Below are 24,677 nucleotides of genomic sequence, written 5' to 3'. Positions count from 1 at the left end.
GCCAGGCAACCCCCAAGGAACCGATGTGCGGCGATTGTTCAGACATCTCAGCGGTCACGGTCAAATAAGCCAGGGCGTCGTCTCGAACCTGGTCGGCTTTGCTGTCGTTGGCATCTGCGGTGTCCTGATCAATCTGCTGATTGCACGCCATTACCCCCCAGAGATTTTGGGAGCGTTTAATCAAGTTCTAGCCATTTTCATGCTATCCGGCCAACTGGCGGCGTTTGCTATCCATTACTCCGTTCTCTACCATGTCTCAAAGATCGAAGATTCTCATGCTGAAATCAGCGCAGCCTTGTCTTCTGCCCTATGGACTGTCGCAGCTTGTGCAGCGGCCACAGCCATTTTGTTATGGTCACTACGCGATTCCATCAGCCAATTGTTGAATAGCCCAGCGGTGGCCGTGGGATTGAACGCGGCGGCGATAGGAATCTTCTTCTTTCCACTTAACAAGGTTCTTTTGACCTATCTGAACGCACGACGGCGCATGTGGCTTTACGCCATTGGCAATGCGGGGCGCTATGTCCTGATGCTGTTTATTCTGTCCGCCATGCATATCAAACACGTACCGGGTGCCTATTTTCCCTTGTGCCTTGCCGTGTCCGAATCTTTGCTATTCGCCATGCTGATGCTGGCGTGTCTGCCGCATTTGCGCCGCCTGAGTATCAATGAATTCCGCGATTGGTCACGCAAACATCTGAGATTTGGTGCCAAGGGCGTGGCCGGTGGCATGTTGGCGGACCTGAATACCCGAATCGATATACTAGTCCTGGGGTTAATGGCGGATGACAGGGCGGTGGGCATCTACAGCCTGGCCAGTGTTTTCGCCGAAGGCTTATTCCTACTCAATACGACCTTACGGCTGAATTTCGATCCCATGATTGCCAGGCTCTACCACACCAAACAGTGGGATGCCCTGCACCATCTGGTATCGACAGGTAAGCGCATGGGATATTTGGGGATGATTGGTATCGGAGGAATTGCCATTCTGCTTTTCCCATGGGTTCTTGAATGGATCACGCACCAAGCGGACTACAGCGAAAGTTGGCCCGTATTTGCGGTCCTTGCGATCGGCATTATCCTCGCTTCCGGCTATATTCCTTTTGGAGGAATGCTTCAGCAAGGGGGCCATCCAGGGTCACAGTCCTTGTTAACGGGTCTGATTGTCGTGACCAATCTGGTTGGGAATCTGGTCTTGATTCCCTGGTTCGGAGCCATGGGAGCAGCGGTGGGCACCGCCATTTCCCAGGTGTTATTCGTTCCTTATCTTGTCTGGCTTGTCCGCCGCCGACTGGGATTTCGCCTATGAGCACCACCAAACCTATACCGCCGACCTCCATCGATTTACATAGCTTGGCCATCCTGGCCACGGGAATCGCCAGCGCAATAGCCATGGTTCTTATCGCGCTGTCCTATTTCGATGTGCCTTTGATCTTGGGGACGACCGCCCTACTCTGCATGGCCACATTACATGTATGTAATGTGCAGATTTACATGCCCCGTTTAAGTTTAGAAAACCAAGAGAGACGATTCATATTTATCGTTCTGGCCATCATCGTCGTCGCACTCCTTGCCCGCATAGATATCTATCCCCATCTGATGGGCGGACAAGACCAGGGCCTTTATACAAATATGTCCAAGATGCTGCTGCATGATAAGAGTCTGTTCTTCGTCGATCCCCTTCGGAACATGCTCTCGGAAGAATTAAAACATATATATGATTTGTCTCCTTTGGCCGGGGTTACCTTGGTTAATCCTGAGAAGTCCTTGTTGAGCGTCGTTTTCTACCCTTTGCATCCCGCATGGATGGCAATTTCTGGTTTTCTTCTTGGGGAAGGCAACCACACTTTATCCTTACTGATGTTCTCCATTTTTTACTTGGCAGGCGGTTACTTTTTAACTCGAGAGGTATTCGAAAACCGTCACGCCGCCCTACTGGCTATGGCATTCCTGGCCATCAATCCGGCTTTGGCTTTCTTTTCAAAATTCCCAGCAAGCGAGATGGTCGCCTTCGCCTTCACCATTAACGGCTATCTGTTCCTACTGCGTGGCTGGCGCGCGAAACCGCCTCGTCAGCAAACTCTGTTTCTCTTGATCTCTTTTCTTTGCTTTAACGCTTTGCTTTATACACGTCCCCAATTCATCATGCATATTCCGTTTATGGCCGCGCTTGGTGTTGCGTGCCTGCTGCCCTTATGGGCTGTGCGTCAACGTATTATGATCGCTGGGTATCTCTTGTCTTTATTACTGGCATTCGCCGTCAGCATCATTTTTTATTATTTTTACCAAAACCTTCTATTCACGACAATCATGAATCACCTGAATCTAATGGCAAAACCACAAATTCTGGTGGCGATTGCCGCTGCCGGAGTGGCGTTGGGCGTTCTGGTTGTTCTGGTAGTCTGGCGAAAGCCAAAGGGAACGCGACCAGGAGATCATTTGGCTTACCAAGTCAGCATCATCACACAACGATTTGCGCCATGGGCCATACCCTGCGCTCTCTTGCTGTCAATCCCGTCAATCATAGCCTTATATCAAACGGGCATTCTTCATCCTTTCTTGTTTTTTAGCGCCATCTCGCCAGATCAAGACCCATGGATTATCCGCTACCATGTCCTCTATCGCCTGATGCTGCTTATCAGCCCGTTGGGCCTTTTGTTGTTATGTATTACGCCTCTTTCAAATTTGAGATGGAATGGAGCAACACAATTATTTGTGATATTCTTTTCCCTCGCATGGATGGTTGTCCTTCTCCAACCAAGTATCCCTTATCTGTATTATTATGGCCGCTACTTATCGGGAGAGATGGTACCAATCAGCCTCATTCTATGCGCCGCCATTCTCGTGAGTTTCATCACTAACCATAAGAAATGGTACGCGTTAGCAGGCATAGGAATCATGCTGACATACTTCTCCATCTATACCGCCCTGCAATATGGAAAACAGGAAGATGAGGCCCCAGCCTTTGCCCAAGAAATCGCAAAGGCCGTATCTGATAACGACATCCTGTTCACGATAGCTATGAACTCCGTGCCACTCACGCCCTTACGACTCTATTACGGAGTTAAAGTATTCCTTTATTCGCAGAGCCGCGCAGACATGCCACATGAGGAACAGGTAATCGAACAATTACACGAGATGACAAAAAAAATGGGAGGAAAACTCTATTACATATCACCAACCCCCGCAGAAGAAGGGGGGGTGCATCTCGTCAAAAAACTCGTCTTTTCAAATTCATTCTTCACAAACGGGGAACATCTACATAGGAATGGGATACACAACACAATGCATTCCTCCAACATGTTCCTGCCGACAAGGCATAGGACCAACACATCGGAATGGTATTTATACGAAATTAGCGGACAGTCCTACGCATCCGGTCATTGTCTAAGAAATAATGATTTTTCACAAATCATAGGGAAATCTGTACTTATCGATGGCTTCAGTACAGCCGAGGGGCACGGACGTTGGTCGGATGGCCCCAAGGCCTATTTCGAATGTACGCTGAATCCCGATGAACCCGCGCCCAAACGCATGGTGTTGTTTGCCCATGCCATGGTTACAAAGCTGCATTCACAGCGTGTGCGTTTTTCGCTTAATGGTGCTCCAATGCAGGAATTTATGTTCACGATCGACAATAACGATCAGGAGATCACACTACCAGTTGAAGCCCATCCCGGAGATAAGCTGCGCCTAGATTTCGATTTTCCTGATGCGGTAATGCCCAAAGATCTTGGCATCAACGCCGACACAAGGCTCCTTGGTCTTGGCGTTAAATCTATACGCCTTGAATAACATTCCGGCGATCTATGAAGATACCGTTTCAGAAGATGCAACGCCTCTGGCTCATCGGGCCCACGATCACGCGGCAAGCTTTTTTACAGACTGATTGAGGGAGCGCGACCCGCCCCTTTCCTGCCAAAAACTTCTCACACAGCATCTAGTCGGCGCTGGCATCAACCCAGATAGCCCAGAAAATTTATCAGACAAGCAGGCCTATCAATTCACGCCCGGCATGCCCCACAAGGTGTCACGAGGCGAGCCAAAGCTTGATGCTTTCTGAACTTCCAGGCGGAGTTTCTGATCGATCTGCTGAGGGAACCCAAGACGCAGCACACCATCAGGCAAGGTCCATTCCAACGTACGGGCAAATTTGCCCAGGGCGATATTTTCGGTCAAAGGATCAACAAACTCGCCTTGCTCATAACTGTTGCCGGGGCGGCCAAATCGTTTGAGCAGGATTTCAAGAATGGTGGCGTATTCGCGCGACACCGAGCGTGCGGGCAGCCCGTCAAGATCAATCACCGCGCCGATCTGGTTCAAACGACCACCTTCATGGGCCACCACCAGACGCTGACGCTGCGCGCTGCGCGGGAAGATGATCGACTCGTATATCTTGGTACTCTTAGTGAGCTGCCCCCCGAAAATTAGACCAGTGATATAAGGTCCCTAACTGAGTACGGAAAGGGAACGGACATGACTGGGATACGGAAGAAACACACGAAGGAAACGAAGCTGAAAGTTGTGTTGTCGGCGCTGGCTGGGGACACGCCGATTTCGCAGATTGCGCAGGAGCACAGCGTGCATCCGGCGCAGATCAAGGAATGGAAGAGCCAAGCGCTGGAGGCGATGGGCGAGAGGTTTGCGCAGCGGCGCGGGCGTAAGAAGGCGGAAGAAAAACCCGAGGCGGCGCTGTACGAGCAAATCGGGAGGTTGAAAATGGATCTGGATTTTTTGTCCAGAAAACTGGGGCGCTGACGAGGAAGGAGCGCCTTAGCATGATTGAGAGAACCAATCCGGAGACGAGCGTTCGGCGGCAATGCGATTTGCTGTCGCTGAACAGGGCCAGCGTGTATTACGAGCCTCGGCCCGCGAGCGACTGATGCGGCGGCTGGACGAGATGTACACGGCGCATCCGTTTTTGGGCTATCGGAAACTGACGAAGCTGTTGCAGCGCGAGGGGCGCGACGTCAATCACAAGCGCGTGCGGCGGCTGATGCGCCTTTTGGGCTTGCAGGCGATTTACCCCAGGCCGAACACGAGCAAGCCGCATCCGAAGCATCCGATTTACCCGTATTTGCTAAAGAATCTGGCGATCACGGGACCTAATCAGGTATGGGCGACGGACATCACCTACATCCGGTTGGGGCGTCGGCATTGCTATCTGATCGCGGTGATCGACTGGTACAGCCGCTATGTCGTCAGCTGGCGTTTGTCGGCGACGATGGAAAGTGACTTCTGTGTCGAGGCGTTGCGCGAGGCTTTGACCAAAGGAACGCCGTCCATCTTTAACACCGACCAAGGCAGTCAGTTCACGAGCTTCGCGTTCACGGAGACTTTGCGCGAGGCGGGCGCGCGCATCAGCATGGACGGACGCGCCAGCTATCAGGACAACATCTTCACCGAGCGTTTCTGGCGCAGCGTCAAGTACGAGGAGGTTTATCTGAAGGACTACGCGACCATCGAGGAAGCGCGTGCAAGCCTCGGCCAATACATCGCGTATTACAACACCCAGCGCCCGCATCAGGCGCTGGCGTACCAGACGCCGGAGCACGTTCACTTCGCTCTTGCGCCAAAATCGCCTGTGGATATGATGGACAACGCAAGTGCGTTGCCCACATCTCCACAGGCGCAACAACCGCTACAACCAGAAATGGCTAAAGCGGCATGAGAAAAAGGGGTAAATCCAAGGACCTTAATTTACCCCACTTGCTGGTCTAAACGACGGGGTGCAGCTCAACAGTTGCTCAGGATTGCGATGACAAGTGTTGGTTTTGCCCCTTTTGATGGAGAATGGTGGCACTTCTCATACGGAGATCGCGAATGGGCAAAATATTATGGCCGTTCACATGCCATATATAGTCAGATTGCTTTCAGCTCGACACCTTCGCCCTGTCGCCCTGATTCTAGTCCAACGCAATCACGCCTCGGCACAGAATTGCTGGAGATAGCGCCCCATCTGATGGAGAGCGGTTCTTACCGAAAGACGAAACTCACAACCCAAAGGCGTTAAAAAGCTATCCGAATATGACGAACATATCAAGAACATACTGACGTATGCAAATCCGATGACCGAGATCGGGCCGGGCCGTGAAACTTTGGGGGGATTTTTGAGTGGGACAACATCCCCCAGGCCATACGATTGATTCGCAGTTTTTTGTCGACGCAAAAATCAGCCTGGATCGCAATCGGATGGGATTTTTTTGTCGGAATGACTTGTCAGAAATTGGAAGCGACTTTCGCCCTCTTGCTTCCAAAATGCTTCCACGGAAAAAATCGGGCAGAAATAAACGATTTGGGCACCAAAATATTGCGCGTAAGTCTTTGAAACATAAAAGAAAAACTGGTGCTGCTGAGAGGAATCGAACCTCCGACCCCGTCCTTACCAAGGACGTGCTCTACCCCTGAGCTACAGCAGCGTTGTCGATCAACGTCTGTCTTTTGCTTTGCCAAGAGCAAGATGTCAATGGCTTTGATAGATTTTGGCATAGATCAGTTCAGTTTTTCCATTCCGCCATGCACGCCCAGCGTTTTTAGCTTGCGGTGTAGGGCCGAGCGTTCCATGCCTACGAAGCTAGCGGTGCGCGAGATATTGCCGCCAAAGCGGGTGACCTGAGCCATCAGATATTCACGTTCAAACATTTCGCGCGCATCGCGCAAGGGAAGTCCCATGATCTCATCGCCGTGATCCCAGCGCAGCACGGCGGGCGTAGCCATACGCACTTCCGGCGGCAGCATCTCGGCGCGCACGGCCTCGCGCGGGTCGCCACCGGCCATCACCAACAGCCAATCCATCACATTGCGCATCTGGCGCACATTGCCAGGCCAATCATAAGCCTGTAGGGCAACCAAGGCATCAGCAGCCAATTCACGTACAGGCAGGCCAGCCGATTGCGCGGCGCTAATCATCAGTTCGCGCGCCAGAGTTGGAATATCCTCGCGGCGCTGGGTCAATGGCGGCAGAACCATCGGCACCACGTTCAAACGGTAATACAGGTCCTGGCGGAAGCGACCCGCCGTCATCTCTGCCTGCAGATCGCGGTTGCTGGAGGCCAGGATGCGCACATCCACATCCACGCGCCGCTCGCCACCCACGCGCACAAAGCATTGCTCTTGCAACACACGCACCACTTTGCCTTGGGTTTCAAGCGGCATGTCGGCCACTTCGTCCAACAGCAAGGTGCCGTTATGGGCCTGCTCTAACGTGCCGATACGGCGTTCGCCATGGGAATTGGCCTCTGTGCCAAACAGCTCAATCTCCAGCCTGTCCGGACGCAGCACGGCGCAATTAACCACCACGAACGGGCCGCTCGCGCGGCGCGATTGCAAGTGCAGGGCCCGAGCCGCGACCTCTTTGCCGGATCCAGCAGGCCCCGCCAGCATCACGCGGCTGCCAGTCGGAGCAACCTTTTCGATCGCTTGGCGCACACGGCGAATGGGTTCAGATTCACCCGTCAGTGCGCTGACTACACCCGAGCGAAAACGCAATTCCTCATTCTCGCGGCGCAATTGCGCCGCTTCAATAGCACGACTGACAACCAGCAACAGCCTGTCGGCCTTAAACGGCTTTTCGATGAAATCATAGGCACCGTCCTTGATGGCCGCCACCGCCGTTTCAATATTGCCGTGCCCGCTGATCATCACCACGGGCACGCCTGGGTGGTTCTGACGCAAATGGCGCAACAGCTCTAACCCGTCCATCCGACTGCCTTGCAGCCAAATATCCAGAAGAACCATGCTGGGACAGCGCGCAGCGATTTGGGTCAATGCCTCATCGGAATGGGCGGCTTCACGGGGAGACAAGCCTTCATCCTTCAGCAAGCCCGAAATGCTGCGCCGAATATCGGTCTCGTCATCAACAATCAAGATATCATGCGCCGACATTCGCATGGCCCCCCACCTCCCGCAGTAATTTTTCGTCCCTAGTCTGCCCTTTTGGCAGGACAAGATCAACACGCGCGCCCAACGAAGGCTGGCCTTGCACACGATCCGTCATCATCAGGCGCCCACTATGATCCTCGGCAATTTTTTTGACAATGGCCAATCCTAGTCCCGTGCCTTTGGCGCGGGTCGTCACATAAGGCTCGGTCAACCGGGCGCGCTCTTCGTGAGGCAGTCCCTTTCCGTTATCGGCAATCGATAGCGTCACCTCATATGCATCTTGGCTTAATGTGACGGTAATCTCGCCAAGCGGAGGCGATGGGTCTTCGGGCCGCGCATCAATGGCTTCACAGGCGTTCTTGAGAAGATTGGTTAATGCCTGGGCGATCTGCCGACCATCGCAGAATAACGAGACGGACTCGTCAGGCAGGGTCTGACTCATTTTGATGTTGGGACGCGCCGAGGACAACAAAAATACCGTTTCCTTCAAAACGGGAGCCAAATCCTGCTGGCGCATCATCGGGGCCGGCATACGCGCGAAAGCCGAAAACTCTTCGACCATCCGCCCGATATCCTCGACATGACGGATAATGGTGTCGATGCAGGTTTGGAAGGTCTCGGGATCGCTGGTGATTTCCTTGAGATAGCGGCGGCGCAAACGCTCAGCCGACAGCTGAATGGGGGTCAAGGGGTTTTTGATCTCGTGCGCGATGCGCCGCGCCACGTCAGACCATGCGGCCTTACGCTGGGCGGCTACCAAGTCCCCCAACTGACCGGTCATGCGGTTAAAGGATCTCGACAAAGAGGCCAATTCATCCTCTCCCGCCGATAGGTCTTCGGGCACGCGGACTTCCAGATTGCCCGCGCGTACCTGTTCGGCCGCGTCGATCAACGCGCTGACCGGTGCCATCAAACGCGTGGCAAAATGCAGACCCGCCCAAATTGCCGCCATCAGCACCAACAAGGCCACGACAATGAAGATCAGAGATGCCGTCAATTGCAGGCCATGACGTTTACCCTCAAGAGCCTGATAATTTTGTACAGCGCTTTGAGTCCGGCTCATATGGCTCAGCACACGCGGCTCGACCGCGCGCCCTACAAACAGGAAAGTATCGCCAAAAGCATCCAGCTGCACCAGGGCGCGGACCCGATTCTCTCCCTCCCCTACCATCAAAACCACGTCGCCCTGACGGGCTTTTTCGAGCGCATCATCGGCGATTGGCTCGAACTCCAGAGAAAAAGTCAGGCCCGATCGCGCCAGGATGCGGCCATTGGCGTCGAAGATCAGCACCTCGGTCAGATTGCGCAGCATGCCTTGCGCTTCGACGGCTTCGCTAAGCAAAGCTGGTTCCGAGCTAAGGCGCGCGGCCTGGCGATTCAGGTCATTGGCCATGGCCAGCGCGTCGCCACGGATATTTTGCTTATGTTCTTGGAGATACGCCTCGGCCACGGCCAGAGATTCGCTAACCGCCGTGCGCACCTGGTGGTCAAACCAAGTTTGCATGCCAAGAAACAAGAACACGGCCGCGAAGGTCGCCATCAACCCTGCGGGTGCCGCCGCCAGCAGACTGAATATCCACACCACACGCAAATGCAGCCGCGATCCGGCCAACCCGCGACGGCGGCGGATCAACAACACAATGGCACGGCGCGTGACCAGAACGCCCAGCAGCAACAGCAAGACCACGTCGATGGTCAACAACACTGTCACGGTGGCCGGGTCGTCTCCAAAAGGCGGCGTACGGGTCAAGGCGGCATAAGTGGCCAGCCCCGCCACCAAAGCGGCAATAGCCAAGGCGACGGCCAGCGTATCCACCAGGCGCACGCGCCAAGACCACATCCGGAAAGCCTCGATATTTCGCCGCAACCACGGGTTCAACGGCCACGATCTCACCGTGAACCTCCGCGGGTTGCGCCCGCGCGACGCGAAGGCTTGCGCACAGGTGCCGTCTCGGTCGCCTCAATCAAGCCCAGCTCTATCAATCGGCGGTGCAAGGTGTTGCGGTTGATGCCCAGCATAGCCGCCGCGCGTTTTTGATTTCCGGCACACGAATCCAGAACCACGCGCAACAAAGGGCGCTCGACTTCGCACATCACACGGCCATACAGTCCCGCGCAAGGTTGCAAGGAATCATGAGCTTTCATATAGGCCCGCATATGCGCTTCGATCACATCGGCAAGGCCAGGGGGCGGTGGAGCGGCGTCGCACAATGAGGCCTGATTCTGCATGGATTAGACTGTCCCTTCCGCCAAAAGCGGTTCGTAGAATTCGCGTAAGAACTGACGCACGGCGGAAGCCTCGGGCAAACGAGTCACAGCGGCGCGAAAGCGAGCCGAATCGGGGAGACCTTTGCTGAACCACGCCAAATGCTTACGCGCGGCGCGAAGGCCGGTCTCGGTGCCATGATGGCTCAGCATCGCTTCGAAATGCCACATCAACAACTCATAGCGTTGCGCCAAGGTAGGATCAGGCGGAACTTGGCCGGTGCGCAAATATCCCATCACTTGACCAAGAAACCAGGGTCTTCCCTGCGCGCCGCGCCCGATCATCACGCCATTAGCGCCGGATTCGGCCAAAGCCTGAGCGGCATCTTGGGGCGTCATGATATCGCCATTGGCGATGACGGGCAGACCAACGGCTTCCTTCACGGCGCGGATGGCCTTCCAATCGGCTTGACCGTTATAGAACTGGCAGCGTGTGCGGCCATGCACGGTGATCATGCGAATGCCGCATTCTTGGGCGATCCGCGCAAGGTTCGGCGCATTGAGCGAATTGTGGTCCCAACCCAAACGCATCTTCAACGTCACGGGAATTCGCACCGCTTGCACCACCGCTTCCAAAATACGAGCGGCGCGAATTTCATCACGCATTAAGGCGGACCCAGCGTAACCGTTCACGATCTTCTTGGCAGGACAACCAAAGTTGATATCCAGAATCTGCGCTCCGCGCGCCTCGTTGATCCGCGCGGCCTGGGCCATCATCTCCGGCTCGCATCCTGCGATCTGAACGGCGGCGGGACTTTCCTCGGGCGCGAAGTCGCCACGGCGCAAGGTGCGTTCATGTAGACGCACCAAGGCCGGGCTTGCGATCATCTCCGACACCACCAGTCCCGCACCCAACCGCTTGACCAGGCGGCGGAAGGGTTGATCCGTCACGCCAGCCATGGGCGCAAGCAAGACCGGGTCGGAAATGACGACATTCCCGATCACAATCGGCGGCAAAGATTGGGGTGCAGGCACCATCATGAAACGCAGTCTATCAGCTTGGCCCCGCGATGGGCCAGTCGCTTGATACCATCAAAAGGGCATTTTGAAACCGGGCGGCAGTTTCAGCCCACCCAGCATTTTTTCCGTCTCGCCCGCCGTTTGCGCCTCGATTCGAGCATGGGCATCGTTAAATGCAGCAACCAAGAGATCTTCGAGAATCTCGCGCTCGCCACCCTCGAACAATTTAGGATCGATTTGGACCTTCTTGGCCTCGTGACGGCCAGTCAAGATGACCTTAACCATACCACCGCCCGCCTCGCCAATGATCTCGGTCTCGGCTAGACGAGCCTGAGATTCTTGCATACGGTCCTGCATGGCCTGAGCCTGCTTCATCAAGTCTGTCAGAGATGGCATTCTTCAACCGCCTTTTATGAACGTGAACATTGTTCCGAAACTATCACCTTGACGCCAGAGTTCAACTTTTTCTCGATCAACCCTGAAATTCAGCACATTAACGACCCTCGCCTTTAGGCGAGGGTCGTTAATGTGACCATTTCTTCCGCACCGCCCCAACCGTATGAAGTAGCCTCGGTCCCATAAGTGTCTATTGGATTAGACCCGAGCGTGAAACTTTGCATGAGCCGATCGACAAGCCCCAAGAGCGCACAACCGGAACGGTGCGCCTGAAACCGTATCGAATACATACTCACACGATCGAAAATAGAGTGTATAACCAAAAGGATGCGGCAGGCTTTATCAAGCTGGAACCTTTGCCCGTTCGGGAAAGTCCAGACAGATTGGTTAACATAGATCGGCGTGCGCCATAGCCTGGCTGTATTCAGTTGCAAGCGAATCGGCTATGGTGCGCGCCGGCGTCAGTTGAAAGACAGCTTTAACAAGAGATTCACATGAACGCACTCGCATCGAGTTTGACGGCCCTGGCGGTCGCTTCGCTTTTTGGCTTTATAGGCCGTTCCGATACACGCAGGACCGAGGTTGTTTCCGCGATGGCGCACGGCGTGTGCGCCTTGGCATGCGCGCTGATGATGGCCATGGCCGGCATGGTTCTTTTGGACCCTGATTTCGCTCGGTATTGCACACTGACCTTGCCGTTGGGTCTGGCCAGCGGCGGCACCCATTTCGCCATGGACACCTTGTCGGCTTTCTTTTTGATCCTGGTCAATGGCGTGGGCGTGATCGCCAGCCTGTTCGGGATCGGCTATGCCGCGCATGAGAAAAACAAAGGCCAGTTGCTGATCTTCTATCCCTTGTTCTTGTTGGCCATGAATATGGTGTTATTGGCCAGCGATGCCTTTGCCTTTTTGCTGTCTTGGGAGGCCATGTCGTTGGCGTCGTGGTTGTTGGTTCTGGTGCAGCATCACGAAGCGCAAAACCGCCGCGCGGCGCAGGTCTATTTGATCATGGCCAGCCTGGGCACTTTGGCGCTGCTATTGGCCATCGGATTGATCGCGGTCGCGGTGCCGGGCGAAGGGTTCGCCATGAATCCCAGCTTTGGGGATTTGGCCTATGGCGCGGGACAGCTGGGCAGCTGGGCTACCGCCGCCGTTGTTGTGCTGGTACTGGCTGGCGCGGGTTCCAAGGCGGGGTTGGCTCCCACGCATGCCTGGTTGCCTTTGGCGCATCCGGCCGCGCCAAGCCATGTCTCGGCCCTGATGAGCGGCGCGATGACCAAAATCGCGCTTTATGCCCTGCTTCGTTTTCTGTTCATCATCCTGCCGCAAGCTCCCGCATGGAGCGGCTGGGCCTTGTTGATCATGGGCCTCTTCAGCGCGGGATTGGGTGTGCTGCAATCTCTGATGCAGAACGATGGGAAAAAAGTGCTGGCCTTTTCGACGGTCGAGAATGTGGGCCTGATCGCCGCCGCCTTGGGCATGGCCTTGGTCCATAAGGCCGGCGGGCATGCGGGCGCGGCCATCTTGCCTTTGCTGGCCGCGATGATCTTGATGGCCAATCATGCGGCGGTCAAAGCCTTGCTGTTCTGCGGCGCGGGTGCCGTGCTGCATGCCACGGGCGAACGCGACATGAACAAGCTGGGCGGCCTGATCCACCGCATGCCGACCACGGCCTTGTTCGTGCTGATGGGATGCGCGTCGATGGCGGCACTGCCTTTTCTGGGCGGCTTGCCCGGAGAATGGCGCTTGTTCCATGTGTTCTTCGAGATGGCGCGCAGTTCGGCCTGGACGATGCAAATCGGCGGCGTCTTTGCCGCAGCCTTCTTGGCCTTGGTGGCCGCCCTGGCCGTGGCCGGGATGGTACGCTTTTTCGGCATGATCTTTCTGGGCCGCGCGCGCAGCGAGGCCGCCGCATCGGCGCATGAAGGCACCGTGTCGATGAAATTGGCCTTGGCCTTGCCGGTGATCCTGACCTTGGTCCTGGGGCTTGCCACCCCGCAATTCGAGGCGCTTGTTGCCCCGGTTGTGGCGATGCTGCTGGACGGCGTGACTCCCGGTTCGCCCACAGTAAGCATGGGGGCATATATAGCCTTGGCTGTGTTCCTGGCCTTTGTGGCGACATTGGTCATGCTTGCGGTGGTGCGCGCGCTGTGGGTCAACCGCGCCGTGCGCGGCGGCCAGCCTTGGGCCTGCGGTCAGGGCGATCCGGGCGCGTTGGCGCAATACAGCCCTTCGGGTTTTTCACAACCCCTGCGCCGCGTGTTCAATGACCTGATCTATCACAGCCATGAAAAGGTACGGATGCCGCCGCCTTCGGACATCTCTGCCGCGAAGTTGGAATTCCAGATGAATGACCGGGTATGGGATGCGATCTATCGCCCGATTGGCCAGGCCGTGGCATGGTTGTCGGATCATGCCGAAAAGCTGGAACGCATCACCTTGCGGCCCAATCTGGTTCTGATGTTCGGAGCCTTGATCCTGTTGTTGTTGATCGTATGGGGGTTAGGAGCATGAGCAGCATCGCGGCTCAAATCCTGCATGGGATTCTGATCTTGGCGCTGGCACCGCTGTTGACGGGCTATATCCGCTGGCTGAAGGCGCGCATGACGTCGCGCCGGGGCGCGCCGATATGGCAGCCTTATCGGGATATCGCGCGTCTGTTGCGTAAGGAAGCCTGCGTCGCCGATGCCGCGTCATGGATATTCCGCGCAGCCCCCTATGTAGGTTTTGCGGCGATTTTCGTGGCTTGTTTGATGGTGCCGATGATCGCAACCGACTTGCCCGCGCATCGCATGGGCGATTTGTTGATCGTTTTATCCTTATTGGCCATGGCGCGTTTCTGGACGGCCTTGGCTGGCCTGGACATCGGCACGGCCTTTGGCGGTCTGGGTGCCAGCCGCGACCTGATGATCGCAAGCTTGGCCGAACCGGCCTTGTGCGTGCTGATCCTGGTTTGCTCGCTGATCACCGGCAGCACCATGCCGGGACATATTGCCGAGCATATGATCGCCGGCGGCCTGCATGTGCAAATCTCTCTGCTGTTCTTGTTCCTGTCGCTCAGCATGGTGGCCGTGGCTGAAAACGGGCGTGTGCCGATCGACAATCCGGCCACGCATCTTGAGCTGACCATGGTTCATGAGGCCATGGTGCTGGAATATTCGGGCCGTCATCTGGCGCTGATCGAAGTGACGCGCATGATGAAGCTGGTTTTGTATATCGGCTTGATCGGCGCGTTGTTCTTTCCCTATGGCATGGTGTCCGGCCCCATAGCCGATCCGCTGGCCGTCTTGAACGCCGTGGGGGCCTGGATCATCAAGCTATTGCTGGCGGGCTTTGCCGTGGCAATGCTGGAGTCCAGCATCGCCAAGATGCGCGTTTTCCGCGTGCCGGAATATCTGGGCGCGGCCATTTTGTTTGCCCTGTTGGCCGGGTGTTTCGTGTTTCTCTTTAATCACGGAGGCGTATCGTGATTCCTTTGGCCGATTCCGTCAATATCGCGAATTTATTTGGCGCGTTGGCGCTGTTGATGAGCTTTGCCATGCTCTATCAGCGGCGCTTGGGATCGATGCTGGCCTTATTCTCGGTGCAGTCGATGATGGTCGCCGCCCTGGCCTTTTGGATGGCGGCTCTGAAAAACGCGCCGGATTTGTTTATCACCGGGGCCATCACCATGCTGCTTAAAGGCGGTTTGGTTCCCTTGTTGCTGATGGTCTATATCACCAAGCTTGACGTGCGGCGCGAGGTACAACCGGCCTATCGCATGGGGTGGACGATTGCCTTGGCCCTGGCCCTGGTCACATTGTCGATCCTGATCTCTGGCTCGGCCATGGCGGGAAGCAATGTTTTGGAACGCAATATGTTGGCGTTGGGCCTGTCCCTAGTGCTGATGGGCTTTTTGACCATGATCGTGCGGCATAACGCCGTGTGCCAGGTCATCGGCTTTATCTCGATTGAGAACGGCATGTTGCTGGCCGTGATCGGTGCCGGCGGCATGCCGATGATCATCGAGCTGTCGATCGCCCTGGCGGTCTTCTTCAGCTTCATCATCTTTGGCATCTTCTTCTTCCACATCCGCGAGCGTTTCGACACGCTCGACATCCGTTACATCGACGCCTATCGCAGGGACCGCGAATGAATAATATCCTTTCCCAAATTCTGGGCATGACGGCGCATATGCCTCATCCAGCCTTTATGGTCGCCGCCGTGCCTTTGGTGGCCGCTTTTGGCTTGTTCTTTGTCGGCTCGTATCGCATGGCAGCGGGGATCAATATCCTGTCCTGCCTGCTGACGTTCATCTGTTCGATCCTGTTGGTTCTTGAGCCGGGGCCGTCCAGTACGTTCTTTATTCTCGACTCGTTGAACACGCCCTTTGTGGTTCTGACCGCCTTTGTGGCTTTCACGACCTCTCTGTTCAGTTATGCCTATATGAAGCATGAGATCGAGTCCGGTTTACTGACCGAGCATCGCCTAAGACGCTATCATGTGTTCTATCAGATGTTTCTGGCCTCGATGCTGTTGGCCTTGCAGGCGAACAATATCGGCCTGATCTGGGCGGCTTTGGAAGTGGCCACCTTATCCACGGTTCTGGTGCTGACCATCTCGCGCACGCCGGCGGCGATTGAGGCCGGATGGAAATACTTTATCCTATGCGGCGTTGGAATCGTCCTGGCCCTGTTCGGCACGGCCTTGGTCCTGCTGGGCACGCAAAGCGTGGGCGGCGAGGGTTTGGCGGCCATGTCGTGGGATCAAATCCAGCCACTGGCCGCGCGAATCAATCCGCGTCTTTTGGATATCGCCTATGTGTTCTTGTTGATCGGCTATGGCACCAAGGCGGGCTTGGCACCGCTGCATGCATGGCTGCCGGACGCGCATAGCGAAGGCCCCTCCCCTCTTTCGGCGATGCTTTCAGGCTTGTTGCTGAATGTGGCCTTATATGTGCTGCTGCGCTTTAAGATGGTCTTTGCCGCCAATCCCGATACGTTGGCACCGGGGCCGTTGCTGATCATCATGGGGTTAGCCTCGGTCTTCTTGGCCGCTTTGGCCTTGTATCGCCGCCGCGACGCCAAGCGCATGCTGGCCTACTCTTCAATCGAGCATATGGGTATCGCGGCATTTGCCTTTGGCATCGGCGGCGCGGCGGCCAATTTCGCGGGCATGCTGCACATGCTGGGCCACAGCCTGATCAAATCCGCCTTGTTTTGCATCGCGGGGCTGGCGCGTATCGCGCGCGGCAGCAATCAGGTGGATGCGATGAACGGGTTGGTCCGGACGAATCCGGTGATCGGTTGGACGTTCCTGGCCGGTATCATCGCCATCGCGGGATTGCCTCCCTTTCTGTTGTTCAATACCGAGTTCCTCATCATCAAGGCCACCGTGGCCGCATCCCCTGCCTTGGCCGTGGTGTTCTTGCTGGGATTGTTGTTGGCTGTCAGCGCCTTGATCGGTTTCGCCCAGGTGGTCGCCTTTGGCGAGCCGCCCGCACCTGATCACCATGCGCATAAGCACGCGCATGTGCCGGGTTGGGCCATCTGGCCTGCGGTGCTGCATCTGCTGTTGGCCGTGGCCTTGGCCGTGGCGATGCCTGGCTTCTTGAACACCTGGCTTAGCGCCATTGCTCCTCGATTGGGATAACGTGTCATGACGGTTTCCACTTCTCCCCAGACCTTGATCGATTGCCTTGGCTCTTTGGGGCCGGATGATGGCTCTTTGCAGGGCGCGCCGCGCCATAAATTGGATCGCCGGGGCTGGTTCTCACTGATCGAATCCTTACATGCCCATCCTGAATGGGAGCTGTTGTCCGAATGGGCAGAGACGCAGCATATTCACGCCGCTTTCTATGACAGCAAGGCCAAGGAATTGGCCGTGGCCAGTTTGGACCTGCAAGGCTCGGTCAGTTTCCCGTGTCTGTCCCTGGCGCGTCCGGGCGCAATGCGGTTAGAGCGGACCATTCAAGAATTCTGGGGCCTTGTGGCCGAGTCCTTGCCCGATACCCGCCCTTGGCTGGATCACGGCACATGGTCGCATCGCACGCCGATGGCGTCAAAGCCTGCGCCGCGTCTGACCGATATGCCCGCTTATGAGTTCCTTCCGGTCGAAGGCGAAGGCCTGCACCAGATTCCCGTGGGTCCCGTGCATGCGGGCATCATCGAGCCGGGACATTTCCGCTTTACTCTGAACGGCGAGACCGTCGTCCGTATGGAAGAAAAGATGGGCTGGGTGCATAAAGGTACCCTGTCCCTGATACGCGGACGTAAGGCGGATGACGCCGTACGTTTGGCCGCGCGTCTTTCCGGTGACAGCACCGTGGCGCATGCCTTGGCCTTTTGCCGCGCCGTGGAAGCCGCCTGGGAGATCGAGCCGACCAAGCGCGCCGTCTGGTTACGCGCGTTGATGGCCGAGTTGGAACGTCTGGCCAATCATTTTTGGGACGTGGCCATGATCTCCAACGACGTGGCCTTCACTTTCCCGCATGCCCAATGCAGCATTCTACGCGAAAGCGTGTTGGCGGCATGCGACACATGTTTTGGTCACCGCCTGATGATGGATCGCATTATCCCGGGCGGCGTCACGGTGGACCTGTCGGATACCAACCGTGACCTTTTGGTCAAGTTGGCGCAAAACCTGCGTCAGAAATTCGCACCGGTCATCGACATGTTGGCCACGCCGATTTCTTTCCTGGATCGGACAATGACCACCGGTATTCTCAAGCCGCATTTAGCGCAGTCCTTTGCCGCAGGCGGTTTCATCGGCCGCGCATCGGGCCGCGCCTTTGACGTGCGCCGCGACCTGCCCTATGCGCCTTATCCGAAACTGGAGTTCAACGTTCCTGTCTTTAAGGAAGGCGATGTCCAGTCACGGCTGTGGGTACGCATTCGTGAGATCGAGTCCTCCCTGGATATTGTCGAGCAAATCCTGGCCCGACTGCCGAGCATTCATGACATGGAACTGCAAACGCCCAGGCCCACATCGCCTAAGGCCATGGAAGGCCTAGCCCTTGTGGAAGGGTTCCGTGGCGATATCGTCACTTGGGTCAAACTGGATGCGGACATGTTTGTCACCGATGTCTTTATCCGTGACCCATCATGGCTGCAATGGCCATTGCTTGAGGCCGTGTTGGAAGGAAACATTGTCGCGGATTTCCCCGTGTGCAATAAATCCTTTAATTGCTCCTATTCCGGGCAAGATTTATAAGTGTCAGCAAGGATGGTGCAGAACATGGCCCCTCATAACAAACATCCCGCTGCCTTAAAGAAACCGGTTGCCAAGCCTCAGCCGACGACCTCCATGTCCGTAGGCAGCAAGAAGAAGCAAGCTGTGATGGACAAACAGGCTGCCGCTAAGAAGCGAGGCAAGCCACGTATCGTTTCTGGCATGTTAAGCGGTCGCTTCCATGCCGATACCAGCGAGCATCCGGATGGAATTGTGGTGCTGATGGGGCAGCGCCTGAACAAGATCGGCGCTTTTCTTCCCTTCTATCGCATGTCCGCCATGATGGGTGAGAACATGGCTGAGCAGCCCAGTGGCTTGCTACGCAGTGAGCTTTTCATGTTTTCGCTGGCTCATATCGGACTGCGGCAATTTTGGGATTCTATCGAGAGTTTCTCGAAATGGCAGGAAAGCGAGGACTTTGCCGCCTGGGAAGCCCTGCTACAAAAGGCGGGAGACGGCGTAGGTGTCTGGTGCGAGATATATAAGGGATCGCGCGAGGGTATCTATATCAACGTTCCGCCTCATGGCCTGGCCGCCTTCTCTCCTCTTCTACAAGCCACCCAACGCCCCAAGAGCGAGGGTGCTGTCCGTCCGCGTCAATAAAACCAACCTGATGGTGCTTTAACTATGCTGGAAACCGTCCTTAAGACCTTCATGACACGCCCCGCCACCATTCAGGGGCCATCGCCGCGTGATCAGGAAATCCTGGAGCTGGGCGAACGTTTGCGCACAGCCACACAGCGCCGCCTGGGTCGCAGTCTGCAAATTCGCGAAGTCGATGTAGGGTCATGCAATGCGTGTGAGCTGGAAATCCACGCCTTGAACAATCCCATCTATGATCTTTCCCGCTTTGGTATTGGCTTTGTCGCCTCACCCCGTCATGCCGATGTGCTGATGGTCACCGGCCCGGTTTCTACCAATATGCGCGAGGCTTTGGTCAAGACATATGAGGCCACACCCGATCCCAAATGGGTCATCGCGGTTGGCGATTGCGGGATCAATTGCGGCGCGTTTGCAGGAAGTTACGGTGTCGTACCAGGTAGTGTTGGTGCCGTAATCCCCGTCGATCTGGCCATCCCCGGATGCCCTCCCCGGCCCATGGACATGCTGAAAGGATTGCTGGCCCTGGTCGAGGCCAGTGCCGCTCCAGCTGTAAAAAAACGAAACGCATCTTGAGCCTTGCGTCCCGCCTTGAAGAAGGCACAATAGAACGTCATGTGTTCTGCATGGGCATCTTGGAGGGACGTTCGATGTTGCGGCTCATCATTTCGCTCATTCTGGCCTCGGGCATCTTGATTCCCGGTTCTTCTGGCGCCATCGCGGCGCCAGAACCTGTCGCGCCGACTTCTCGACCACAGATGATGATGTCCTTCGCGCCGATCGTGCGCGCCAGCCAACCTGCCGTGGTCAATATCTATACCCGCCAGGTGGTCAGCCGGCGTATGGTTCCCGTTTTTGGCGATGCCTTTATTCAGCAATTCTTCGGCGACATGCTGCCTCCTGGCCTATCGCGTGAGAGGGTTCAACAATCACTCGGTTCGGGCGTCATCGTGCAGCCGGATGGGTTGGTTGTCACCAGCGCCCATGTGGTGGAAGGCGCAGACGAAGTGATCGTGGTCTTAGCAGACAGACGCGAATTCGAGGGCAAGATCGTCGCCAGCGACAAGCGCACCGATTTGGCCGTCTTGCGCATCACGCCACCCCAAGGCGAACAACTGCCCGTGTTGCGTCTGACCGAGCCGGAAGAGGCCGTCCAAGTCGGTGATTTGGTTCTGGCCATCGGCAACCCTTTTGGCGTCGGGCAAACGGTGACCATGGGCATCATCTCGGCCATGGCGCGGTCGGGCGTCGGAGCGACCCAAGACGACTATTTCATCCAAACCGATGCCGCCATCAATCCTGGTAATTCCGGCGGCGCTTTGGTGACAGCCGATGGACGATTAGCGGGAATCAATACCGCTATCTTCTCTTCACGCGATGGCGGCGGTTCTTTGGGCATCGGGTTTGCCGTTCCGGCCGATATGGTGCGCGCCATGCTGCGTTCCGTGGCCTCGGGCAAACAGCAAGTCGTGCGTCCTTGGTTGGGCCTTAAAACACAGCCGGTGACGGCGGATATTGCGGCTTCCTTGGGCATGCCGCATCCGGCGGGCATTTTGGTGCGCGGGATGCATCCGTCCAGTCCTGGGATCAAGGCCGGGTTGAAGGCGGGAGATGTCATTCTGGCCATCAATAGCCGTTCGGTGGACAACGAAGGTGCCTTACGCTTCATCAGCGCCACCTTACCCATCGGCGGCAACGCCAATCTAGAGGTATTGCGTCAAGGCAAGAGCATGACGGTGACGTTCCCTCTTATATCCGCACCTGAAGATCCTCCGCGCCATCAGATCCTCCTATCACGCGGATACGGCCCTTTGTCGGGAGCCTCTGTGGCTAATCTATCTCCGGCCCTGGTCGAAGAACTTCATATGAAAGACGACAGCGCCACGGGAGTCGTCGTCTTTCTTGTGACCCCTGGCAGCGCGGCATCGGTCGTAGGCCTGCAGCCTGGCGACGTGATTCTGGAAGTGAACGGTGTGCCGGTACAAGACACGAAAGCATTGGAGAAAATGCGATCCCAGCGCGAAAGAAACTGGCGCGTCCGGCTAAATCGTGACGGTCAGATATTGGATCTTGTCGTCAGAGGATGACGCCCGCGTCACCCCCTGCCCCACCGCTGGCCGAACGTCTGCGCCCTGCGCAGCTTGGGGACATATTGGGCCAGGATCATGTGTTAGGGCCAGGCGCGCCCATTACACAGATGGTGTCCGCAGGCCGTATCCCCTCGATGATCCTGTGGGGACCGCCTGGATGCGGCAAGACAAGCCTGGCGCGGCGCTTGGCCCAGGCCGTGAATCTCATCTTCGAATCCGTTTCAGCCGTCACCTCCGGCGTGGCCGATCTGCGCCGCTTGTTCGAAACCGCCGCGCAGCGGCGCGAGCAAGGCGAAGGCACATTGTTGTTCGTGGACGAAATTCATCGGTTCAATCGTGGCCAGCAGGACTCCTTCTTGCCGTTTGTCGAGGATGGCACGGTCATTTTGGTTGGGGCCACAACGGAGAATCCTTCCTTCATGCTGACGGGCGCGTTGCTGTCGCGCTGTCAGGTCTTGGTGTTGCGCCGGTTGGACGATGCGGCGCTTGAAGGCTTGTTGCAACGTGCCGAGAACGCCTTGGGCCGTCCCCTGCCCTTGACGGTGGAAGCCCGCGAAGCGCTCAAGGCCATGGCCGATGGCGACGGACGCGCGGCGCTGAGCATGGCCGAACAAATCTTGACGGTGACGGATGCGGCCAGCCCCATTCTGGATGGAACGGCTTTGGCAAGCTTGGTTCAACGTCGCGCTCCGCTTTATGACAAGGCCCAAGACGGGCATTACAATCTCATCAGCGCATTGCACAAATCCTTGCGCGGTTCCGACACCGATGCCGCCTTGTATTGGTTGGCGCGTATGCTGCAAGGTGGCGAGGACCCGCGCTATATCGCGCGGCGTTTAACGCGCTTTGCCGCCGAGGATATCGGTCTGGCCGATCCTCAGGCTTTGACGCTTTCTCTGGCCGGATGGCAGGCTTTCGAGCGCATGGGAAGCCCCGAAGGCGAACTGGCCCTGGCCCAGGTGGTCATTTACCTGGCCACCGCTCCGAAATCAAACGCCACTTATATGGCCATGAAGGCTGCCAGACGCAGTGCCGAGGCGCATGGCTCTCTCATGCCGCCCAAACACATTCTCAACGCGCCCACCAAATTGATGAAAAACGAGGGCTATGGCCAAGGCTATGTCTATGACCACGACACAGCCGAAGGTTTCTCGGGACAAAATTATTTTCCCGATGGGATGGCGCGACAAAACTTCTATCGCCCCGCCGAGCGCGGATTTGAGCGAGAAATCCAAAAACGTCTCGACTATTGGACCAAGTTGAGGCAAAAAGCGAGTTCTGACGATAGGGGATAGAACTTATTCCTATTTTTCACCGCACCAAGGAGCACCTGAATGCCATTATCGCAAAAGACGCTCTATGTCGTCGCTCTTTCTGGACGCTACTGTATGCCGCCTGATCAAAGCGATTCAACGCCCGCCGCCAATGACCCGCAGCTGCCCGATGCAAAGCCCGCGACATCCGACACGGAGTTGGGAAAATCTGCGGGGAAGGTCCTGACAAATGCGAATGACGCGGTACGAAAATCAGAAAGCATTCGGCCTTCCGGACGTAATCCTCAAAATCCCGCCCAGTTATCATTGAATCAATAAATTCACCGCACAGGAGAACACTCCCATGGTTCGCTTGACACAGATCACCACGCGCGGCGGAGATTGCGGTCAAACCTCTCTGGGCGATGGGCAGCGTGTGTCGAAGGCCAGTTTACGCATTGAGGCTCTTGGCACTGTCGACGAGGCCAATGCCAGCATCGGCGTAGCGCGGCTGTACATGTCGGGTGCTGAGGAAGATTCGATCTTGGCGGATATTCAAAACGACCTGTTCGATCTGGGTGCCGATCTATGCATACCCTATGCCACAGAGGGCGAGGAATCTACCTTGCGTGTCACCGGGCAGCAGGTGGAGCAACTGGAGAGCGCAACCCATGCCGTCAACGCCACCTTACCACATCTCAATTCATTCGTGATGCCCCACGGAACGCCTGCGGCAACTCACCTGCATATGGCCCGCACCATTGTCCGCCGCGCCGAGCGCTGTGTCGTCGCGCTGGACAAGCACGAGGCCATCAATCCTAATGGCATTGTGTATCTGAACAGATTGTCAGATTTTCTATTCGTTCTGGCCCGGCTTATGAATGACAGCAAAGGCGACGAAGACTTATGGCAGCCTGGACAAGGAACCGGACACAGTCCGCCAAAATCCACAAGAGACATCGGCTGAAGCATGTTCATGCTAGCAAATCATGCATGCGGCGATGAGCCCTGCTCAGTCAGATGGTCCTGATTAATTCGGCAACGACGAGTTAACGATAGTAATAGCTAAATCCTAACAAGCCTCAGCTTGCTTCCTGCGGACGACTTGCCTAACCTTGTTGCGTCTGGATGCATAGGGTGGTTGACAGAACAGTGACGGACAGAATTTCACGGCGACGGTTTTTGATGGCCCTGGGGCAAGGCGCGGCGTTGACCGGGGCTATGACCTTGGTCGTGCCGTCGTCGCGCGCCTTCGCCGCTCTGCCTTCGCCCGCTCCGCGTAAGCCACAGCCGCCGCGTCTGTTGATGATCGACCCCGGCCATGGCGGCAAGGACCCCGGCGCGATCGGGCGGCATGGCACGCATGAAAAAGACATCGCGCTGGATATCAGCCGCGAACTGGCCCGACAATTATCGGCCACGCCTTCGGTGACTCCACAACTGACGCGCAACGAGGATATCTTTTTGCCCTTGGCCGAGCGAGTCAAACGCACACGCGAGGCGCGCGCGGATATTCTGGTTTCCATCCATGCCGACAGCGCGCCCACGGCAGAAGCGCGCGGCCTTTCCGTCTATACGCTTTCCAACAAGGCCAGCGACTCTTTTGCCAAAGCGTTGGCGCGTCAGGAAAATCTGGCGGACGCCATCGGCGGCATTCCCTTGCCCACGGATGACGAGGAAGTCGCCGATATCCTGATGGACCTGACCGCGCGTCACACCACCAACGCGGCACGACTGGCCAAGCAATCTCTGGTTCAAGGCATCGGGGCGCAATGGCCCATTCTGGAGCATCCCATGCGCTCGGCCAATTTCGCGGTGCTGCGCGCGCCGGATGTGCCCTCTTTGTTGATCGAAGTGGGCTTCCTATCCAACCCGCGCGACGAAAAACTTCTGGTCAATCCCAAACGCCGCAAACGCATCGCCGCCATCCTGGCCAAGGAATTGACCGACTTACTCGCGCGGCCGCCTTTCGCGGCGTGATGTTTTTTTGTTACGGTCCGCCTTGGCAGGCGATACAAGTTTTC

At 56.6% G+C, this 24,677-nt stretch carries 21 protein-coding genes, 1 tRNA gene and 1 pseudogene; 16 read left to right on the top strand and 7 right to left on the bottom strand.

The genetic code is table 11. The features are described 5' to 3' along the window. The first annotated feature begins 25 nt into the window (after nt 1–25). Both IPI58_01425 and IPI58_01420 read left to right on the top strand, forming a co-directional pair. A complete protein-coding gene (locus tag IPI58_01425) occupies nt 26–1,309 on the top strand; it encodes a polysaccharide biosynthesis C-terminal domain-containing protein (protein ID QQR69369.1) in 1,284 nt (427 codons plus the stop codon). Continuing rightward, nucleotides 1,306–3,795, top strand: coding sequence for a hypothetical protein (locus tag IPI58_01420; protein QQR69368.1), 2,490 nt, complete (start codon nt 1,306–1,308; stop codon nt 3,793–3,795). Before IPI58_01425 ends, IPI58_01420 begins: the two co-directional genes overlap by 4 nt. A 204-nt stretch (nt 3,796–3,999) precedes the next feature. Here IPI58_01420 and IPI58_01415 read toward each other — a convergent pair whose 3' ends face one another. After that, complete coding sequence (locus tag IPI58_01415; GenBank protein QQR69367.1) at nt 4,000–4,344, bottom strand: hypothetical protein; 345 nt, start codon at nt 4,342–4,344, stop codon at nt 4,000–4,002. 132 nt (nt 4,345–4,476) lie between these two features. Here IPI58_01415 and IPI58_01410 point away from each other — a divergent pair. Both IPI58_01410 and IPI58_01405 read left to right on the top strand, forming a co-directional pair. Next, nucleotides 4,477–5,560: pseudogene (locus IPI58_01410) on the top strand (IS3 family transposase). A 198-nt stretch (nt 5,561–5,758) separates the two neighbouring features. Next, entirely contained in the window at nt 5,759–6,013 is a 255-nt protein-coding gene (locus IPI58_01405; GenBank protein ID QQR69366.1) for a hypothetical protein, read from the top strand. Between the two features lie 331 nt (nt 6,014–6,344). Here IPI58_01405 and IPI58_01400 read toward each other — a convergent pair. The 6 genes from IPI58_01400 to IPI58_01375 all read right to left on the bottom strand — a co-directional run bounded on the left by IPI58_01400 (nt 6,345) and on the right by IPI58_01375 (nt 11,502). Then, nucleotides 6,345–6,419 (bottom strand) — tRNA-Thr (locus IPI58_01400). Nucleotides 6,420–6,492: 73 nt separating this feature from the next. After that, a complete protein-coding gene (locus IPI58_01395) occupies nt 6,493–7,884 on the bottom strand; it encodes a sigma-54-dependent Fis family transcriptional regulator (GenBank protein QQR69365.1) in 1,392 nt (463 codons plus the stop codon). Continuing rightward, a complete protein-coding gene (locus IPI58_01390; protein QQR69364.1) occupies nt 7,871–9,721 on the bottom strand; it encodes a HAMP domain-containing protein in 1,851 nt (616 codons plus the stop codon). The genes IPI58_01395 and IPI58_01390 overlap by 14 nt, the downstream gene beginning before the upstream one ends. A gap of 50 nt (nt 9,722–9,771) precedes the next feature. Continuing rightward, nucleotides 9,772–10,110 (bottom strand): hypothetical protein, encoded by a 339-nt coding sequence (locus IPI58_01385; protein QQR69363.1) that lies wholly within the window; start codon nt 10,108–10,110, stop codon nt 9,772–9,774. Between the two features lie 3 nt (nt 10,111–10,113). Then, the gene (dusB, locus tag IPI58_01380) at nt 10,114–11,127 is read right to left on the bottom strand and encodes a tRNA dihydrouridine synthase DusB (GenBank protein ID QQR69362.1); all 1,014 of its coding nucleotides are present in this window, start codon (nt 11,125–11,127) and stop codon (nt 10,114–10,116) included. Between the two features lie 51 nt (nt 11,128–11,178). Next, complete coding sequence (locus IPI58_01375) at nt 11,179–11,502, bottom strand: YbaB/EbfC family nucleoid-associated protein (protein QQR69361.1); 324 nt, start codon at nt 11,500–11,502, stop codon at nt 11,179–11,181. Between the two features lie 494 nt (nt 11,503–11,996). Between IPI58_01375 and IPI58_01370 the strand changes: the two genes are divergently transcribed. The 12 genes from IPI58_01370 (at nt 11,997) to IPI58_01315 (ending at nt 24,633) form a co-directional block, all read left to right on the top strand. Then, nucleotides 11,997–14,015, top strand: a complete 2,019-nt coding sequence (locus IPI58_01370) for a hydrogenase 4 subunit B (GenBank protein ID QQR69360.1) — start codon at nt 11,997–11,999, stop codon at nt 14,013–14,015. Next, the gene (locus IPI58_01365; protein ID QQR69359.1) at nt 14,012–14,971 is read left to right on the top strand and encodes an NADH-quinone oxidoreductase subunit H; all 960 of its coding nucleotides are present in this window, start codon (nt 14,012–14,014) and stop codon (nt 14,969–14,971) included. The genes IPI58_01370 and IPI58_01365 overlap by 4 nt, the downstream gene beginning before the upstream one ends. Further along, a complete protein-coding gene (locus tag IPI58_01360) occupies nt 14,968–15,636 on the top strand; it encodes a hydrogenase-4 component E (protein QQR69358.1) in 669 nt (222 codons plus the stop codon). The genes IPI58_01365 and IPI58_01360 overlap by 4 nt, the downstream gene beginning before the upstream one ends. Before the next feature lie 26 nt (nt 15,637–15,662). Further along, complete coding sequence (locus IPI58_01355; protein QQR69993.1) at nt 15,663–17,132, top strand: hydrogenase 4 subunit F; 1,470 nt, start codon at nt 15,663–15,665, stop codon at nt 17,130–17,132. Nucleotides 17,133–17,138: 6 nt separating this feature from the next. Further along, nucleotides 17,139–18,692: a nickel-dependent hydrogenase large subunit gene (locus IPI58_01350; GenBank protein QQR69357.1), complete on the top strand. Its 1,554-nt coding sequence runs from the start codon at nt 17,139–17,141 to the stop codon at nt 18,690–18,692. Nucleotides 18,693–18,716: 24 nt separating this feature from the next. Next, a complete protein-coding gene (locus tag IPI58_01345) occupies nt 18,717–19,313 on the top strand; it encodes a DUF4188 domain-containing protein (protein QQR69356.1) in 597 nt (198 codons plus the stop codon). A 24-nt stretch (nt 19,314–19,337) separates the two neighbouring features. Then, nucleotides 19,338–19,886: an NADH-quinone oxidoreductase subunit NuoB gene (gene nuoB / locus IPI58_01340; GenBank protein ID QQR69355.1), complete on the top strand. Its 549-nt coding sequence runs from the start codon at nt 19,338–19,340 to the stop codon at nt 19,884–19,886. A 74-nt stretch (nt 19,887–19,960) separates the two neighbouring features. Beyond that, nucleotides 19,961–21,397 carry a Do family serine endopeptidase gene (locus IPI58_01335; GenBank protein ID QQR69992.1) on the top strand — a complete coding sequence of 479 codons (1,437 nt, stop codon included), beginning with the start codon at nt 19,961–19,963 and terminating at the stop codon, nt 21,395–21,397. Then, on the top strand, nt 21,394–22,695 hold the full coding sequence (locus IPI58_01330; GenBank protein QQR69354.1) for a replication-associated recombination protein A: 1,302 nt from the start codon (nt 21,394–21,396) through the stop codon (nt 22,693–22,695). Before IPI58_01335 ends, IPI58_01330 begins: the two co-directional genes overlap by 4 nt. 39 nt (nt 22,696–22,734) lie before the next feature. Beyond that, nucleotides 22,735–22,992, top strand: coding sequence for a hypothetical protein (locus IPI58_01325; protein QQR69353.1), 258 nt, complete (start codon nt 22,735–22,737; stop codon nt 22,990–22,992). A gap of 25 nt (nt 22,993–23,017) precedes the next feature. Beyond that, entirely contained in the window at nt 23,018–23,620 is a 603-nt protein-coding gene (locus tag IPI58_01320) for a cob(I)yrinic acid a,c-diamide adenosyltransferase (GenBank protein QQR69352.1), read from the top strand. Nucleotides 23,621–23,790: 170 nt separating this feature from the next. Continuing rightward, a complete protein-coding gene (locus tag IPI58_01315; protein ID QQR69351.1) occupies nt 23,791–24,633 on the top strand; it encodes an N-acetylmuramoyl-L-alanine amidase in 843 nt (280 codons plus the stop codon). The last annotated feature ends 44 nt before the right edge of the window (nt 24,634–24,677 follow it).

It is taken from the genome of Alphaproteobacteria bacterium, assembly GCA_016699305.1.
GTDB lineage: Bacteria > Pseudomonadota > Alphaproteobacteria.
Note: the sequence above shows the minus strand (reverse complement) of the source record. Positions and strands in the feature narration are given on the sequence as shown.